Raw genomic sequence first — 15,075 nt, 5'->3', positions numbered from 1 at the left:
AATAACAATTGCGGCACATAGAATAATTTAGACAAAAAAAACCAGGCACTTGGCCTGGTTTTTCAACATCACTATCGCAAGTTATCCTTTATTAACCTTAGCAAATCCTGACTGAGGTCTTTTGGAGCAATGGTGTTAATGTCTTTCTCTACCGAAACATATACCTTATTACCAAAGGGCGTTACCCTGATCTGGTACTGCGTCGGCTTAGTTGCCCCATTTCCTTCACTCTCATCACCAAGCATGCGGGAAAAGAACCCTGGATCTTCATCCTTTGCTTTAACAGGTTCCTGATCCTCTCCTACAGCAATATAATACAGCCCAGCAGACCGGTTCTTATCGGCTACTTTGACATTTGCTTCAGCCAATGCTTGGCCTGTAGCAGCCCAGCTTCGCTCAAAAGGAGCCTTAATCAATAAGGCCGGGTTACCATTACCATCTTCCTCAAGCAATGCTGTAGCACTAAGGTCTAGGGAAGTATCAACGACCTGCTGGCCACTTCCACCACGAGAGAAATAGAGTAGCAATTCATTCAGCATACCCGCAGCATAAGCATCAGTCCTTTGCTTTGCCTTTTCCCAATCTACTTGCTTTTCATCATCTAGCTGTGACTTTGTGTGTCGAGCATGCATGACAAAAACCTGTGTTTCACCCGTCTCAGCCCCCTTTGTAACAAACACACGAAACTTATCATTAAACAAGTCCTCATCGTCATCACCGATAAGATCCAAAATAAAGTGACCAATAAAGTCAGCTTTGCTGTACTCCCGTGGTGTTAGCCAGGCTGTTTCCATTACGCCTGCAGATGCGTCCTGATTTTCGACGGATATTTTATTTTGCTTCCAGAAAGACAACAGTTCCTGCCAAACATATCCAGGATCTTTATCGGTAATCATCCAGCGTAGCGAGCCACGCTTGAGAATTTGATAGTGAACATTATCCGACTTCACTACAACACGTTCTGGGCGAGGTAAGCGAAACTCATCAGGTAATGTTGGATCCTGATTTATTTCAGGGATTACCATAGTATCATCAATGGCATTCTCTGCTAAACGCTCAGGGAGTTTTAGCCGGGGAGCCTGTTCAGCTTTTAAATAATCATTGGAGCGGTCCCTAATGTAGCCACCTTCTCCAAAAAAACCGCACCCAGATAACAAGGCACTGGCAGTAATAGAAAATGCCACAAACAGACACTTCAAGCGACCTGGATTAAGGTCAAATTGAACATAGTTAGGCGCCATTATAGCAGTCCTTGTTCCTGTAAAATATCAACTAATGGTGCTCGGAATTGTTCACTTAAGGGGGTTAATGGTAAACGTATTCCCTTATCAATTAACTTCATTTCTACCAGTGCCCACTTAACCGGAATAGGGTTAGACTCCCAAAACAATGCTTTATGTAGTGGCATAAGGCTATTATTCAAGGCTATAGCATCATCAGTTTTACCCTCGATAGCCAAGTTACATAGCTCTGCTACTTTAGCAGGCACCACATTCGCCGTGACAGAAATATTCCCTTTACCTCCTGCTAACATAAGTTCCACGGCTGTCGCATCATCTCCCGACAATACCAAAAATTCACTCCCACACTGCTCAATGATGGCTTTAGCACGAGAGATATCACCTGTTGCTTCTTTGATACCAATAATATTAGGGAGTTCAGACAAACGCTTTACTGTTTCAGGAAGCATATCTACAGCAGTACGACCAGGCACATTGTACAAAATTTGTGGTATATCAATTTGCTCGGCAATCGTCTTAAAGTGTTGAAATAACCCTTCTTGAGTAGGCTTGTTATAATAAGGCGTTACGAGTAAACAAGCATCTGCTCCAGCATCTTTTGCTTCTTTAGTAAGAATAAGTGCTTCAGCGGTTGAGTTAGCACCTGTGCCCGCTAGCACAGGAATTCTTCCTTTCACCTGTTGTACAACGTGTTTAATCACCTTTAAGTGTTCAGGAACGGTCAGTGTTGCAGACTCACCGGTAGTACCCACAGCAACTATTGCATGAGTGCCCTGCTCTAAATGAAAATCAACCAGTTTCGTCAAGCATTCCCAATCAACAGCTCCCCCATCATGCATTGGGGTTACTAGGGCTACAATGCTGCCTGAAATCATTGCCTTGCTCCATTCACACTTTAATTGGCGGTTATGTTACTGAGGCTGGCTGAATTGCTCAAGTAATCCGGTAATTTTCATGCCTAAAAAAAATACTTTGCTGCATGAGTATGTTTTAAGTCACATAACATTAACTAAGTAAACCATCTGCAGACAGCCAGCAACTTTACTCCCTTGCAAATGGCTTTATCTCTTTACCTAATCTTAATAAAATCATACTCTAATAATTCCACCGCAATCCGTTAAATTATTACATACTATCGACTATATACCTGTACAAGCTGTACACAGTCTGTCGTTAGTGATCATCATAACCCCACTCTGGGTTTCTCATATCAAATAAACTGTTACTGTAATACAGCAACAACTGTACAATGAATAAGGACGGCATAATGAGTGTAACCGTGGGTGAACCTGTTAGCGACTTTCAAGCACAAGCAACTAACAACAAAGATGTTCTGTTATCTGCCCTGAAAGGGTATAACGTCGTACTTTATTTTTACCCTAAAGACAGCACCCCAGGCTGTACAACTGAAGGACAAGATTTCAGAGACCACTACGAAGAGTTTAAAGCCTGCCAGACTGTTGTGTTTGGTGTATCACGCGACTCACTGAAATCACATGAAGCCTTTAAGCAAAAACAAAACTTTCCCTTTGCTCTTATTTCAGACCCAGATGAAGAGCTGTGCAAACTGTTTGATGTGATCAAAATGAAAAACATGTACGGTAAGCAGGTCATGGGAATTGAGCGCAGTACATTTTTGATTGATAAAGAAGGTGTACTTAGGCAAGAGTGGCGAAAAGTATCTATTCCTGGCCACGTTAAAGAAGTACTGGCTGCCGCCCAATCCTTGACCTAAGCAGCCTAGTTGCTAATATTAAAGCCCGCTCTCAAAAGCGGGTTTAGCCCTCAGAGGCAGAGGTTCCTCCCCCACCATCAGATGCTCTTGGCCAAGCTGATAGTAATGCTTTTAGCAGGGTTGCCAGCGGTATCGCAAAAAATATTCCCCAGAATCCCCACAAGCCACCAAAGACTAACACAGCAACAATAATTGCCACAGGGTGTAAGTTAACCGCTTCTGAGAAAAGTAAAGGTACTAGTACATTCCCATCCAACGCCTGAATAACACCGTACACTACCATTAAAATAATAAAATCATTACCCCAGCCCCATTGAAAAAAGCCAATTAATGCAACAGGAATCGTCACAACTGCAGCACCAATATACGGTACGATAACTGAAAGCCCTACCAGTAAACCTAACAAGGCAGCATAATTAACATTCAAAAAAGCAAAAGCAATATACGTCACCGCACCAACAATAAGAATTTCAATGACCTTACCACGAACGTAATTTGCAATTTGTTCATTCATTTCCTCTGATACACGTTCAATCAAAGGACGTTCACTGGGTAAAAAAGCGGTTACCCAGTTTAGTAACACCTCTTTATCCTTCAGAAAGAAAAAGACAAGAATAGGAACAAGGATTAAATAAATAAGAATGCCCACAAAGTTGGGAAGCTGTGAAAGTGAAAAAGACAGTACCGTTTGCCCCATATCCGCCAAGTGTTTACTTGCTGAGCTAATCCATAAGTTTACTTGAGCTTCAGATACAATCTCTGGGTACTTTTCAGGTAACAATAATAATTCCTGACGCACACCTTTTATCATCGAGGGCAGCTCATTCACTAACCCTGTTATTTGATCCCAAATTAAGGGCAATAATACAAAACATATTAGGGTCAACGCAGCCACGAACAAGATAAAAACAATAGTAACAGCCAGGGTATGAGGTATTTTGTATTTTTCAAGTAAGGCCACCAGACCTTGTAACAAAAAGGCTAATACCAGTGCAGCCAATGCTGGAGCCAACATAACACCCATGGTAAGGATCACTACCAACCCCACCACTAATAACACAGTTAACACCACTGCTTCCTGGTCAGAAAAATAGCGATGAAACCAGCTCTTAAAAACGTCTAACATGCCGTGTACCTTTCATACCATGTACATTTTGATATGGCATCTTGCCCTAAAAGCCACTAGGATGTTTTCTTAATCTTGTGGTAATAAATACCATCAATCAACTCACTTGACAGTAACTCGTGGCCACTCAGCTGACAGTATGCCGCAAAATCTCTGACTGAACCTGGATCTGTGGCTGCTACATGAAGTACTTGTCCTTGCTGCATTGAAGCAAGCGCCTGTTTAGCTTTAAGCAATGGCATTGGACAGTGCTGCCCAATCATATCCAGTTCAATATCAGTAGTTGTCATGGCGATTCAATAATTTCTTGTTATCTTGATGTTGGCACTCTGTCAGGGAACCAAAATGTGCTCAATGCACTCGAACCAAATAAGTAATTGCAGTATAAGAGACAATGCTAACTCATTATTACGGCTAGCATCCATAAACGCAATGCACTAAATTACTGAAGCCTCTAGCAGACAGCTAAAACTCCATCATGCTAAAGTATTTCGGCGTAACAAGATGCTTGTTGGCTGCGACTTACAACAAGATCAAGGTTTCATTTATAAACGCTCTTTTAGGTAGCCGTCAGAAGAATTGTTTGAACCTTTTTATCCGCTGGCGAAAAAACTCTCATCATGTTTAAGAAAATTTGTACAACATTAAGTGCCTGTACACTCGCTCTTTCAGTGACAACTACTGCCAATGAGCTTTTACTTCCAGACTTGGGAGATAGCAGTTCAGCCGTTGTTTCTCCATCTCACGAGCATAAACTGGGTCGGGCATTTCTTGCCTCACTCCGTGGTCAACTGCCCATGCTAAAAGATGCTGAAGTGCAGGACTATGTGGAGGAGTTAATTTTTAAACTCATCAACACCAGTGAGGTAAAAGATCATCGTTTAGAAATTGTAGTTATTGACAGCCCCAAACTGAACGCTTTTGCTGCACCAGGTGGAATAATAGGCATTAACGCTGGTCTTTTTCTATTTGCTGAAAATGAGCACCAATTTGCCTCTGTTATTGCCCACGAATTAGCTCACTTAAGTCAGCGCCACTATGCGCGAGGTGTCGAAAATGCAGAGCGAAATAAACTGCCCTACCTTGCCGCAACACTTGCCAGTATCGCAGTTCTTGCTGCTGGCGGAGGCGATGCTGGGTTTGCCGCACTAGCAACTACCCAAGCAGGTATGCGCAGCCAAATGCTAAGCTTTAGTCGTCAAAATGAACGAGAAGCAGACAATATTGGCATTCAAAATCTCTACCGCGCGGGTATGAATCCTCAAGCAATGCCTGCAATGTTTGAGCAAATGAATCGTGCAACACGCTTTCTTGGCCAAAAACCTCCAGAATTTTTATTAACACACCCTGTTACTCAAAACCGTGTTGCCGACTCAAAAAGTCGAGCTGCACAATTCCCGGCACAAAAGTACACCTATAACCCACGATATGAACTTATTAAAGCAAAAATTAAAGTTCATTATGCAAGCAGCCCACAAACAGCAGCGAAACAATTTAAGGCTAATACCAAACACTCTGCTGCTCGTTATGGTCTGGCACTTGCGCTCACTGCCAGCAGCCAGCCCAAAGAGGCCCTAAGCACACTCAAACCGCTTTATGAAAAATCACCGGATAATATCCAGTTTGCTCTGGCGCAAGCACGCCTGGAAAAAGCGATGGGCAATATAAGCCAGTCGAATAAAACGATTACCAGCTTGCTGGATATTTATCCAAACAATCATGCATTAATGCTGCAGCTGGCAGATAACCAAATGGCTGGAAAGCAATATGCTGCAGCTGAGCAAACCTTACGTCGCCTTTCTCGTAATCGAGCGACAGACCCATATGTATGGTATTTACTGGCTGAAGCAAGAGGCTTAAATAAAAATATTTTGGGTGTACATGAAGCCCGAGCCGAGTACTACCGCCTCAATGGCAATGTCGATAAAGCGATAGAGCACCTTGAATATGCACTTAAACTAGCAAAAGGTAAGTTTGCAATTACTGCTAAATTAAACAAACAAATCGAAGACCTGAGAGCCTACAAGAAAGAGTTAAAAGACCTTGGCTTTGGTTAAAAAGCTAATAAGACGGCAATAAAAAAGCCAACTGATTAAACCCAGTTGGCTTTTTGAATACATAAATTACTCTTTGTAATACAACCAAAAACTAAGCATTACCCTTCACTTTAAGCTGATATTCAGCTGCAAAATCAAGCATACGATTAAGAGGAATCATCGCTCGTCTTGCTAACTCAGGGTCTACAAACACTTCATTATTACCTTGCTCTAGGGTACTAATAGTACTATCCAAATCATTCATAGCCATCCATGGACAGTGCGCACAACTCTTACATGTCGCTCCAGATCCTGCTGTAGGTGCTTCTAAAAAGGTCTTACCTGGCGCTGCTTGTCGCATTTTGTAAAAAATACCGCGGTCTGTTGCGACGATAAACTGAGGGTTGGGTAGAGACTGAGCAGCCTTTATCAGTTGGGATGTAGAGCCTACAGCATCTGCCAGTTCAACAACTGCTGCAGGGGACTCAGGATGAACTAGTACTGCAGCCTCAGGATATACCTGTTTCAAATCAAGTATACCTTTTGCTTTAAACTCATCGTGCACAATACACTCGGAGTGCCACAGTATCATATCTGCATCGGTTTCCCGCTGAATATAACTGCCTAAATGACGGTCTGGTGCCCAGATGATTGGCTTATCCTGATCAACCAGGTGCTCAATAATAGGTAGCGCGATACTTGATGTGACAACCCAGTCAGCCCTGGCCTTTACTGCTGCAGAGGTATTTGCATACACAACTACCGTCCGTTCAGGGTTTGCATCACAAAAAGCAGAAAACTCATCAATAGGACAACCCAAGTCTAATGAACAGGTTGCCTCCAAAGTAGGCATTAACACTCGCTTTTCTGGGCTTAAAATTTTTGCTGTTTCACCCATAAAGCGAACACCCGCAACCAGCAACGTTGAAGCTGAGTGCTGACTGCCAAAACGCGCCATTTCTAGAGAGTCAGAAACACAGCCTCCGGTTTCTTCAGCAAGCTCTTGGATAATATCATCGGTATAATAGTGTGCGACCAGCACTGCATCTTCAGCTTTTAAAAGCTGTTTTATCTTTTGCTTTAACTGGCGTACCTGCTCACTGCTGTACTTATCTTTCTGCAAGTACTCTGTTGCCAGGTAGTCTTTGACGATTTGTCTATTAATATCTGCAGTCATACTTCATCAAGTATCAGGCTAACAAAAAAGTTATATTGTCGAGTAGATGCTACCATATTTGCTGCAGGAAGTGCCTTTTTAACGAAGTGTTCTAATAACTCTTTTAAAAAAGGAATTAGAAAATGTAATAAAGAAACTCCGACAATAAGGGAACTTATTTCAAGCAAAACAGCCTCGTTTCAAGCAAAGCAACTTAGTGCCCTGGTTCATCATTCCATAAATACTTGTGAAGCTGTAATTGCATGCGAACCGGTAGCCGGTCAGCAAGAATCCACTCCGCAAGCTGGCGAGGCTCAAGCTGGTGATGAACAGGAGAGAAAAGGACATCTGGAACCCGATCGGCTAAATTATATTCATCCAGCTTAAACACAGCCCACTGATAGTCTTCTTGGCTGCCAATAACAAACTTCACCTGATCCTGTGGTTTCAAGTATTTAATATTGCTGTATAAATTGCGCTGTAGCTCACCCGAGCTTGGCGTCTTGAGATCCATAACCACAACGATACGGCTATCAACATGCTCTATTGGCATAGCCCCACTGGTTTCTAGTGAGACCTCATAGCCAGCATCAGCTAACAGTTTAAGTAATGGCAGGCAGTTCGGTTGTGCTAAAGGCTCTCCACCTGTAACCGTCACGTAATGAGGGTGATACTGCTGAACTTCAGCCATAATCGTTTCAAATGACCAAAGCTGACCACCTGAAAAAGCATAGGCCGTATCACAGTAGCCACACCTTAGCGGACACCCCGTCAACCGGATAAACACTGTAGGTAAGCCTGCCGTTCTCGTCTCACCCTGCAGTGAATAAAATATTTCTGTCAAGCGAAGTTGCTTTTCACTCATGTTACTTTCTACTGCCATAAAACCGGACTGACGTTCAATTCCTGCATAATTCTACTCACAACAGGCTTATAGGGTTAAATAAGATCAAACTCAAGGGCTTTAAGCCCAATGACAAAGTTTCACACCCATCAATGAGAAGTATTCTTTACCAGAAAGCCCATTAAGCAAGGAGATTCATTAAGCGGCGAGAGTATAGCGGAAATCAGGATAATGAGGAACCAGCAAGTATCACTTGCTGGTAAAAACAGAAAGCAACAGGTCTGTTAGTTGACCTGCTTTAGAAAAGCTGCCGCAAGATTGGCTGCAGCAGCATCTGGAAACTCTTTCGTTACTTTTTCTAAATAGTGTTTCGCTTGCTTCTTATCTCCCAACTGGAAATAAACACGACCAAGCTTGTAAATCGCACCAGGCAGTTTACTACTTTGTGGAAACTTATTAATCACTTGAGTAAACGCATCTTTAGCTGGCTCAAGCTGATTTTGTGCCAAATAAACTTCACCTTGCCAATAGTAAGCATTATCTGTGTAAGCACCTGATGGATATGTTTGTACAAATGCCTTTAATGCTGTAAGCGCATCGTCAAAACGCTTTTGACGAATCAGCTGGAAAGCTGAGTTATACTCATCTTTCTCTTTATCCGAAGTAGCAGAAGCATCAACAGGCTGTTGTACCCCAGTATTTTTGCTGCCACTAACAGATCCACCACTCGCAGCCAGATCGGAAATCCGTCGATCAAGATCTATATAGCGGTCTTTTTGTTCCTGCTGCATACGCTTGATCAAGTATGCCTGTTGTTCCACTAAACCACGTAAAGACAGGACTTCCTGCTGTAATTCTTCTAACTGCACGAACAACGCGGCACCATTACCTCCTTGATAACCTCGGGCAGGTGCTGCTTGCCCTCCAGAGCGGCCATAAGGGGTGGAGTCAACAACGGGAACCTCTGCATAAGAGGGTAGTACCATAACAAGGCTTACAGTAGCTAAGCTTATACCTGCTACGATATGTTTCACTGTTCGAGCGGTTGAATAAATCATGGCTTAATCGAACCCTAAACACTTTATTGCTGTACCCACAGATGGATGGCAGACACCCATCTATGGCATTGCAAACAATATAAAAATGTTTGCGGGTACTTGGCAACTCATAAACATAATTTGTTGTATTTGCCACCAAGTTACCAATCAGTTCAAACTAAAAAATTATTTTAGTAAGCACCATTTGGAATAATTACAGCTCTACGGTTTTGCTGCCAGGATTGGTCATCATGACCCAGTGCAACAGGCTGCTCTTCACCATAGCTAATTGTTTCAACCTGCTCAGGTGCAACACCTTTTAATACCAGGTAGCGTTTCACTGCTTTTGCACGACGCTCACCGAGTGCTAAGTTATATTCACGGGTTCCACGCTCATCAGTGTGCCCTTGAATAATAATCGTTTTGTTAGAGTCAGACGCCAGTTTAGCGGCATGAGCATCAAGTGCTGGATAGTCTTCTGGTAATATTTTTGAGTCATCAAAGCCAAACAAAAACACCTTTTTATCTAACAGTGCTTGAGTTTGTGCATCAACACTTCCATCAATACCATCAGTTGCAACACCCGTGGTGGCTGATACATCTGCATCCCCTACAGAGCTAGCACTATCACCACCGGTCGTATTACAACCTGCCAGCCATGCAACGGAAGATGCAAGCAGTACAACTTTACCGAATTTCAAAAAATCCATAAATAACTCCCGGTTTGCTAAAAAATGCTTAGAGAAAACAAACATACATGGTGACATTAGTAAGTGAAGTTTGACCATGCAGGTTCGCGTACATCCCCTTGCTTCGAAGGCAAGTTAAGTTTCACAGCCCCATCTGCAGAAACGGCAGATAGCACACCCCGCTGACCTTGCATAGCACCATACAGCAGCATAGTACCATTAGGAGCAACACTGGGTGATTCATCCAGTGAAGTAGACGTCAGTAGACGCATCCTTCCCGTTTCAAGCTCTAAAACAGCAATATTAAATTGTGCAACTCCCTGCCCTTTATGAACCATGGCAATTTGTTTGCCATCTGGGAAAACCCTGGCTCTAGCATTATATTTACCTTCAAATGTCACTCGCTCAGCTTTACCTGTCGCCAGAGTTGTCTTATAAATTTGTGGTGAACCACCACGATTTGAAGTAAACACAATTGCTGAGCCATCTGGCATCCAGCTGGGTTCAGTATCAATTCCAAAGTGCTTGGTAATTTGTCGTAAAGCCCCTGAATTGACATCAACCAGATAAATATCAGGGTTTCCGCCTTTAGACAGCACAACCGCTAGCTGTCGACCATCTGGCGACCAAGCGGGAGAGCTATTTAAACCTTTATAATTTGTTATACGACGCTGTTTGCCTGTAGCTAAGTCCTGAATATAAATACCAGGTCTTCCTCCTTTAAAGGAGACATAAGCAACCTTTTTATTATCGGGTGACCAAGTAGGGGAAAGAATGGGTTCACTCGAGGTAAAAATGGCTCGTGCATTATAGCCATCGGCATCAGCGTAGTTCAATTGGTAACGTGAGCGCTGTCCACCCAACCGTTCGGCGGTAACATACATGATTTTCGTATCAAACGCACCACGTATTCCAGTTATTTTTTCATAGACTTGATCGCTAATACGGTGCGCTAATTTACGCACATTCGTGCTTGCAATTTTACCTGAAGCCAAGCTTTGTTGACGAACAACATCAAGGATTGAGTAGTTAGCTTCATAACGACCACCGCCACTGTTAATATTACCTACCACAAGATACTCAACATCTGACTTACGCCAATCAGCATAAACCACATCATTTTCTGTATGTGGCATACTCAACATATTATTTGGATCAAAAGGATCAAACTGCCCCGTGCGTTTTAAGTCACTATTAATAATGCTGGCGACGTCTTCTGGGCTACTACCACCAAAAGGCACAACCGCCACTGAAACTGCGCTATCAACGCCCTGAGTAATTTCAATGGTGAGCTCGGCTAACGCTTGCTGTCCATAGACTGTTACCAGCAGCAGCGTCAGCATAGTGGAAATTATTTTTTTCACTGCGCTTAGTCCTCCGGGTTACTAAAATTCATAGCAAATCGTCGAAAATTACTTTCAAAAACACGAGGCTTGAGCTGTCTTAACTCAGGGATTCGCCCTACACGTTCCACAGCTTGTACTGCTGAGCGATCAAATAACGGGTTACCACTGGACTGAACCACAGTTACGTTCACCACTTCTCCAGTAGGTACCAGTTGAATTTGTAATTTTACTTTTAACCCTTTCGTTAAAAAACTAGGCTTTCGCCAATTTTGCTGCACTAACTGTTGTATTAATGCTTCCATTGAAGCAACCTGCTTTTGACTGGCGGCTGCTTCCTGTTGTGCACGCTCTTCAGCTTCTTCCGCTGCTAGCATTTTCTCCAGCTCAGATTCTTGCTGACGACGTAAAGCTTCTTCTTTTGCTTTTCGCTCGCGTTCTTGCCGTGCTTTAGCTTCACGTTGCTTACGCAACTTTTCCTGCTCAGCACGCTTAGCCGCTTCCGCCTTTCTTTTAGCGTCAACCGCAGCTTTTCGTTTCGCTTCTTCTACTGCTTTTTTCTTTGCCTCTGCCGCAGCTTTTCGCTTAACTTCTTCTGCTTTCTTTTGGGCTGCCACCTGTTTTGCTTTTTCTTGCGCTTTACGCTTAGCTTCTTCTGCTGCCTTGCGCTTCGCATCCTCAGCCGCTTTTCGCTTAGCCGCTTCTGCTGCTTTTTTCTTTGCCTCTTCTGCAGCCTTACGTTTGGCTTCTTCCGCTTGACGTTTAGCTTGCTGATTCACTTTATTTTTTTGAGGTGTAGCCGCTTTTTTCTGTTGTTTCGTTGTTGATTTCAAGCCTACCAGCTTAGCCTGGATTAATTTAGGCTGCTTTACTGTATGTCGCTCAGTAGGTGATGGCCATGCAATAGATACAGCTATAATGATGATTAAATGTAATCCTACTGCTAATACAGCAGGTAATGTATAACCGTTTGGAAACCTCACAAACTAACCACTTCTATTGAGTCAAATCTTGCGGGTCTGTAATTAAGCCAACATTTGGCACGCCTGCCTGCTGCAGAGCAGCCATCGCAGTTACCACGATACCATAGTCAACTTTTTCGTCCCCTTTGATTAATACCATACGATTAGGCTTAACACGCAGTATCTTACCCACCTGCTCGGTAATTGTTTCCAAAGGCACAGGTTGATCTTGCTGCTTACCAATGTTGATGTAATAGGTACCATCTTCTTTTACTGAAACAATAATGGCTTCTTCGTCTTCTTTAACATCCAGCGGCTTAGCATCTGTTTTGGGGAGATCAACATTGACCCCCTGCGTAAGCATAGGTGCCGTCACCATAAATACGATCAGCAGAACCAACATTACATCAATGTAGGGAACAACATTGATATCTGACATTTGCTTGCGTGGAGCGCGCCTTGCCATAACTTACCCCTGCTGCTGCCGTGGTCGGCTATGCACATTACGGTGGAGTATGCTGGAAAACTCTTCAGAAAACGTGTCGTAGCTATTCAGCACTGTGTCAACCCGTGCTGAAAACCGGTTATAGGCGACAACAGCAGGAATCGCTGCTAATAAGCCCATTGCTGTTGCTACTAACGCTTCTGCTATTCCTGGCGCCACTGTGGCTAGGGTTGCTTGCGTCTGGTTAGCAAGCCCTCTAAAAGAGTCCATAATACCTATTACAGTGCCAAACAAACCAATATAGGGACTAATTGAGCCTACTGTAGCCAAAAAAGGCAGGTTGGTTTCCAGGCGTTCCTGTTCACGAGACAATGCCACACGCATTGCACGTTGAGTGCCTTCCATTACCGCATCAGCATCAGCACCTGAATCCTGCTTCAGTCGTGTAAACTCTTTAAAGCCTGAGCGAAAAATATGTTCCATACCACTGTCAGGGTCAGGTTCATTAGTCACTTGCCGAAATAGTTTTGATAAATCTATACCAGACCAAAAACGATCTTCAAATGCTGTCGCCGCACGGCGTGCATTTATTATCAAAAATGCACGTTGAATGATCATAACCCATGAAACAATCGACGCGCCTACTAAAATAAGCATCACTAACTGTACAACCCAGCTAGCTTGTAGAATCAAAGACCAAATGGACAAAGACTCAGTCACTACATCCCCCTAACGGAGCACCCGTAAATGCAATAGTATTAAAACGTTAGCCGGCAACTAAATTACATTTTTAGCACTGGTATACTGATTAGATAGATCAATGACCACTTTGGTTTCCATCATTTTCTCCTACCTATCAGCAGACATCAGCAATCAAAGACGACACCTGCTAAATACTTGCCTAATAAAAGCAGGGCGAATCATAACACTGCACGTTGTAACTTGTCGTAGTTTTACGAAGACTTATGCAATTTTACAAATAAGATCACGAGGAATAGCTTGAGGCTTTAACGAATCAAATGTGACGCAAGCAACTTTAACTTTAGCCTCACATAAACGTTCACCCGTTTCACTCAGTGTAACCAACTGGTGAAACACTAAATAGGTACGCTTAACTTCAGATAATGACACGCTGACATCAATTCGATCATCAAGCTTGGCAGGCTTTTTATATTCCACCGTAGCGCTATGGACAACAAACATCACATTTTGTTCATGAAGCTTCGCCTGCTCATACCCATACTGTCTTAAAAATTCGGTGCGAGCTCGCTCCATAAATTTAAGGTAATTAACATAATAAACAATTCCTCCCGCATCCGTATCCTCATAGTAAATACGAAAATTTAATGCAAAAGTGGACACAGTAACTCCATAAATTAAGTGGTAGTGAACAGGAAGTGTGATGCTTGCTAAAAAGTTGTTAGCCTACCGATGTTAAACCAAGCTGTCATAGCTAAGCGGGTTTAGGTAAACCTAAGTGGTGATAAACGGCATCTGTAACGACTCGACCACGAGGCGTGCGCAAAATATAGCCTTGCTGCATTAAATATGGCTCTAATACATCTTCTATGGTGCCTCTTTCCTCACTAATTGCTGCAGCTAAACTATCAATGCCCACAGGTCCCCCTCCAAACTTCTCGACCATGGTCAATAGCAGCCTTCTATCTTGTTGGTCAAAGCCAACATGGTCAATGGCCAACATAGTCAGCGCCTGGTCTGCCATAAGTTGCGTAATAATACCCTCGCCCTTAACTTCAGCATAATCTCTTACTCTACGCAGTAATCGATTCGCAATTCTGGGTGTACCACGTGAACGCTTCGCTACTTCAGCAGCTCCCTCCGACTCAATAGCAACCCCTAAAATGTTCGCAGAACGGGTTACAATATGGGTTAAGTCAGGAATATTATAAAATTCAAGCCGCTGTACAATTCCAAACCTGTCTCGTAAGGGTGAAGTGAGAAGTCCAGCTCTGGTCGTTGCTCCTACCAACGTAAAAGGTGGCAAATCAAGTTTAATTGAGCGTGCTGCTGGCCCTTCACCAATCATGATATCCAGCTGATAGTCTTCCATCGCTGGATAAAGCACTTCCTCAACCATTGGACTTAAGCGGTGAATTTCATCAATAAACAACACATCACCCGGCTCTAAGTTGGTCAGTAAGGCAGCTATATCGCCTGCTTTTTCGAGTACAGGACCTGAGGTTGTCTTGAGCTGCACATTCATTTCTGTGGCTAGAATATTGGCCAGAGTTGTTTTTCCCAGCCCTGGAGGACCAAAGATCAAGGTATGATCCAGTGCTTCATTGCGCTGCCGTGCCGCATTAATAAAGATTTCCATTTGCTCACGGACTTGAGGCTGCCCAACATAATCTTGCAATAACTTAGGGCGAATCGCACGATCTTGTGAATCTTCCCCACCCGAAGCAGCAGGGGCTACTAGTCGATCAGCTTCAATCACACA

At 43.3% G+C, this 15,075-nt stretch carries 16 protein-coding genes; 2 read left to right on the top strand and 14 right to left on the bottom strand.

Features of this window, described 5'->3' with window-relative positions; translation table 11 throughout:
• Window positions 1-71: 71 nt before the first annotated feature.
• Entirely contained in the window at window positions 72-1,241 is a 1,170-nt protein-coding gene (gene bamC / locus KHS79_RS02280; RefSeq protein WP_212716299.1) for an outer membrane protein assembly factor BamC, read from the bottom strand.
• Window positions 1,241-2,116 (bottom strand): 4-hydroxy-tetrahydrodipicolinate synthase, encoded by an 876-nt coding sequence (gene dapA / locus KHS79_RS02275; protein WP_094786493.1) that lies wholly within the window; start codon window positions 2,114-2,116, stop codon window positions 1,241-1,243. Before dapA ends, bamC begins: the two co-directional genes overlap by 1 nt.
• A 392-nt stretch (window positions 2,117-2,508) precedes the next feature.
• On the opposite strand from dapA, the gene KHS79_RS02270 reads away from it, so the two are divergent.
• Window positions 2,509-2,976: a peroxiredoxin gene (locus KHS79_RS02270; protein ID WP_027706513.1), complete on the top strand. Its 468-nt coding sequence runs from the start codon at window positions 2,509-2,511 to the stop codon at window positions 2,974-2,976.
• Window positions 2,977-3,019: 43 nt separating this feature from the next.
• On the opposite strand, the gene KHS79_RS02265 is transcribed toward KHS79_RS02270, so the two are convergent.
• Window positions 3,020-4,102 carry an AI-2E family transporter gene (locus KHS79_RS02265; protein WP_094786492.1) on the bottom strand — a complete coding sequence of 361 codons (1,083 nt, stop codon included), beginning with the start codon at window positions 4,100-4,102 and terminating at the stop codon, window positions 3,020-3,022.
• A 56-nt stretch (window positions 4,103-4,158) separates the two neighbouring features.
• Window positions 4,159-4,392, bottom strand: coding sequence for a sulfurtransferase TusA family protein (locus KHS79_RS02260; RefSeq protein WP_212716297.1), 234 nt, complete (start codon window positions 4,390-4,392; stop codon window positions 4,159-4,161).
• 330 nt (window positions 4,393-4,722) lie between these two features.
• Between KHS79_RS02260 and KHS79_RS02255 the strand changes: the two genes are divergently transcribed.
• Complete coding sequence (locus tag KHS79_RS02255) at window positions 4,723-6,159, top strand: M48 family metalloprotease (RefSeq protein ID WP_212716295.1); 1,437 nt, start codon at window positions 4,723-4,725, stop codon at window positions 6,157-6,159.
• A 91-nt stretch (window positions 6,160-6,250) separates the two neighbouring features.
• Here KHS79_RS02255 and nadA read toward each other — a convergent pair whose 3' ends face one another.
• The 10 genes from nadA to ruvB form a co-directional block, all read right to left on the bottom strand.
• Entirely contained in the window at window positions 6,251-7,315 is a 1,065-nt protein-coding gene (gene nadA, locus KHS79_RS02250) for a quinolinate synthase NadA (RefSeq protein ID WP_027706517.1), read from the bottom strand.
• 193 nt (window positions 7,316-7,508) lie between these two features.
• Window positions 7,509-8,159: a 7-carboxy-7-deazaguanine synthase QueE gene (gene queE, locus KHS79_RS02245; protein WP_212716293.1), complete on the bottom strand. Its 651-nt coding sequence runs from the start codon at window positions 8,157-8,159 to the stop codon at window positions 7,509-7,511.
• Between the two features lie 263 nt (window positions 8,160-8,422).
• Window positions 8,423-9,196 carry a tol-pal system protein YbgF gene (gene ybgF / locus KHS79_RS02240; protein ID WP_212716291.1) on the bottom strand — a complete coding sequence of 258 codons (774 nt, stop codon included), beginning with the start codon at window positions 9,194-9,196 and terminating at the stop codon, window positions 8,423-8,425.
• Window positions 9,197-9,366: 170 nt separating this feature from the next.
• Complete coding sequence (gene pal / locus KHS79_RS02235; protein ID WP_027706520.1) at window positions 9,367-9,885, bottom strand: peptidoglycan-associated lipoprotein Pal; 519 nt, start codon at window positions 9,883-9,885, stop codon at window positions 9,367-9,369.
• Window positions 9,886-9,941: 56 nt separating this feature from the next.
• Window positions 9,942-11,228, bottom strand: a complete 1,287-nt coding sequence (tolB, locus tag KHS79_RS02230) for a Tol-Pal system beta propeller repeat protein TolB (protein ID WP_027706521.1) — start codon at window positions 11,226-11,228, stop codon at window positions 9,942-9,944.
• Window positions 11,229-11,233: 5 nt separating this feature from the next.
• The gene (gene tolA, locus KHS79_RS02225) at window positions 11,234-12,190 is read right to left on the bottom strand and encodes a cell envelope integrity protein TolA (protein ID WP_212716289.1); all 957 of its coding nucleotides are present in this window, start codon (window positions 12,188-12,190) and stop codon (window positions 11,234-11,236) included.
• A gap of 13 nt (window positions 12,191-12,203) precedes the next feature.
• Complete coding sequence (gene tolR, locus KHS79_RS02220) at window positions 12,204-12,635, bottom strand: protein TolR (RefSeq protein WP_027706523.1); 432 nt, start codon at window positions 12,633-12,635, stop codon at window positions 12,204-12,206.
• A 3-nt stretch (window positions 12,636-12,638) separates the two neighbouring features.
• Window positions 12,639-13,334, bottom strand: coding sequence for a protein TolQ (gene tolQ, locus KHS79_RS02215; protein ID WP_038289466.1), 696 nt, complete (start codon window positions 13,332-13,334; stop codon window positions 12,639-12,641).
• A gap of 243 nt (window positions 13,335-13,577) precedes the next feature.
• On the bottom strand, window positions 13,578-13,976 hold the full coding sequence (gene ybgC, locus KHS79_RS02210) for a tol-pal system-associated acyl-CoA thioesterase (protein ID WP_325167558.1): 399 nt from the start codon (window positions 13,974-13,976) through the stop codon (window positions 13,578-13,580).
• 91 nt (window positions 13,977-14,067) lie between these two features.
• On the bottom strand, window positions 14,068-15,072 hold the full coding sequence (gene ruvB / locus KHS79_RS02205) for a Holliday junction branch migration DNA helicase RuvB (protein WP_027706526.1): 1,005 nt from the start codon (window positions 15,070-15,072) through the stop codon (window positions 14,068-14,070).
• Window positions 15,073-15,075 lie beyond the last annotated feature (3 nt).

Source organism: Zooshikella ganghwensis (assembly GCF_018263875.1).
Taxonomy (GTDB): domain Bacteria; phylum Pseudomonadota; class Gammaproteobacteria; order Pseudomonadales; family Zooshikellaceae; genus Zooshikella; species Zooshikella ganghwensis.
Note: the sequence above shows the minus strand (reverse complement) of the source record. Positions and strands in the feature narration are given on the sequence as shown.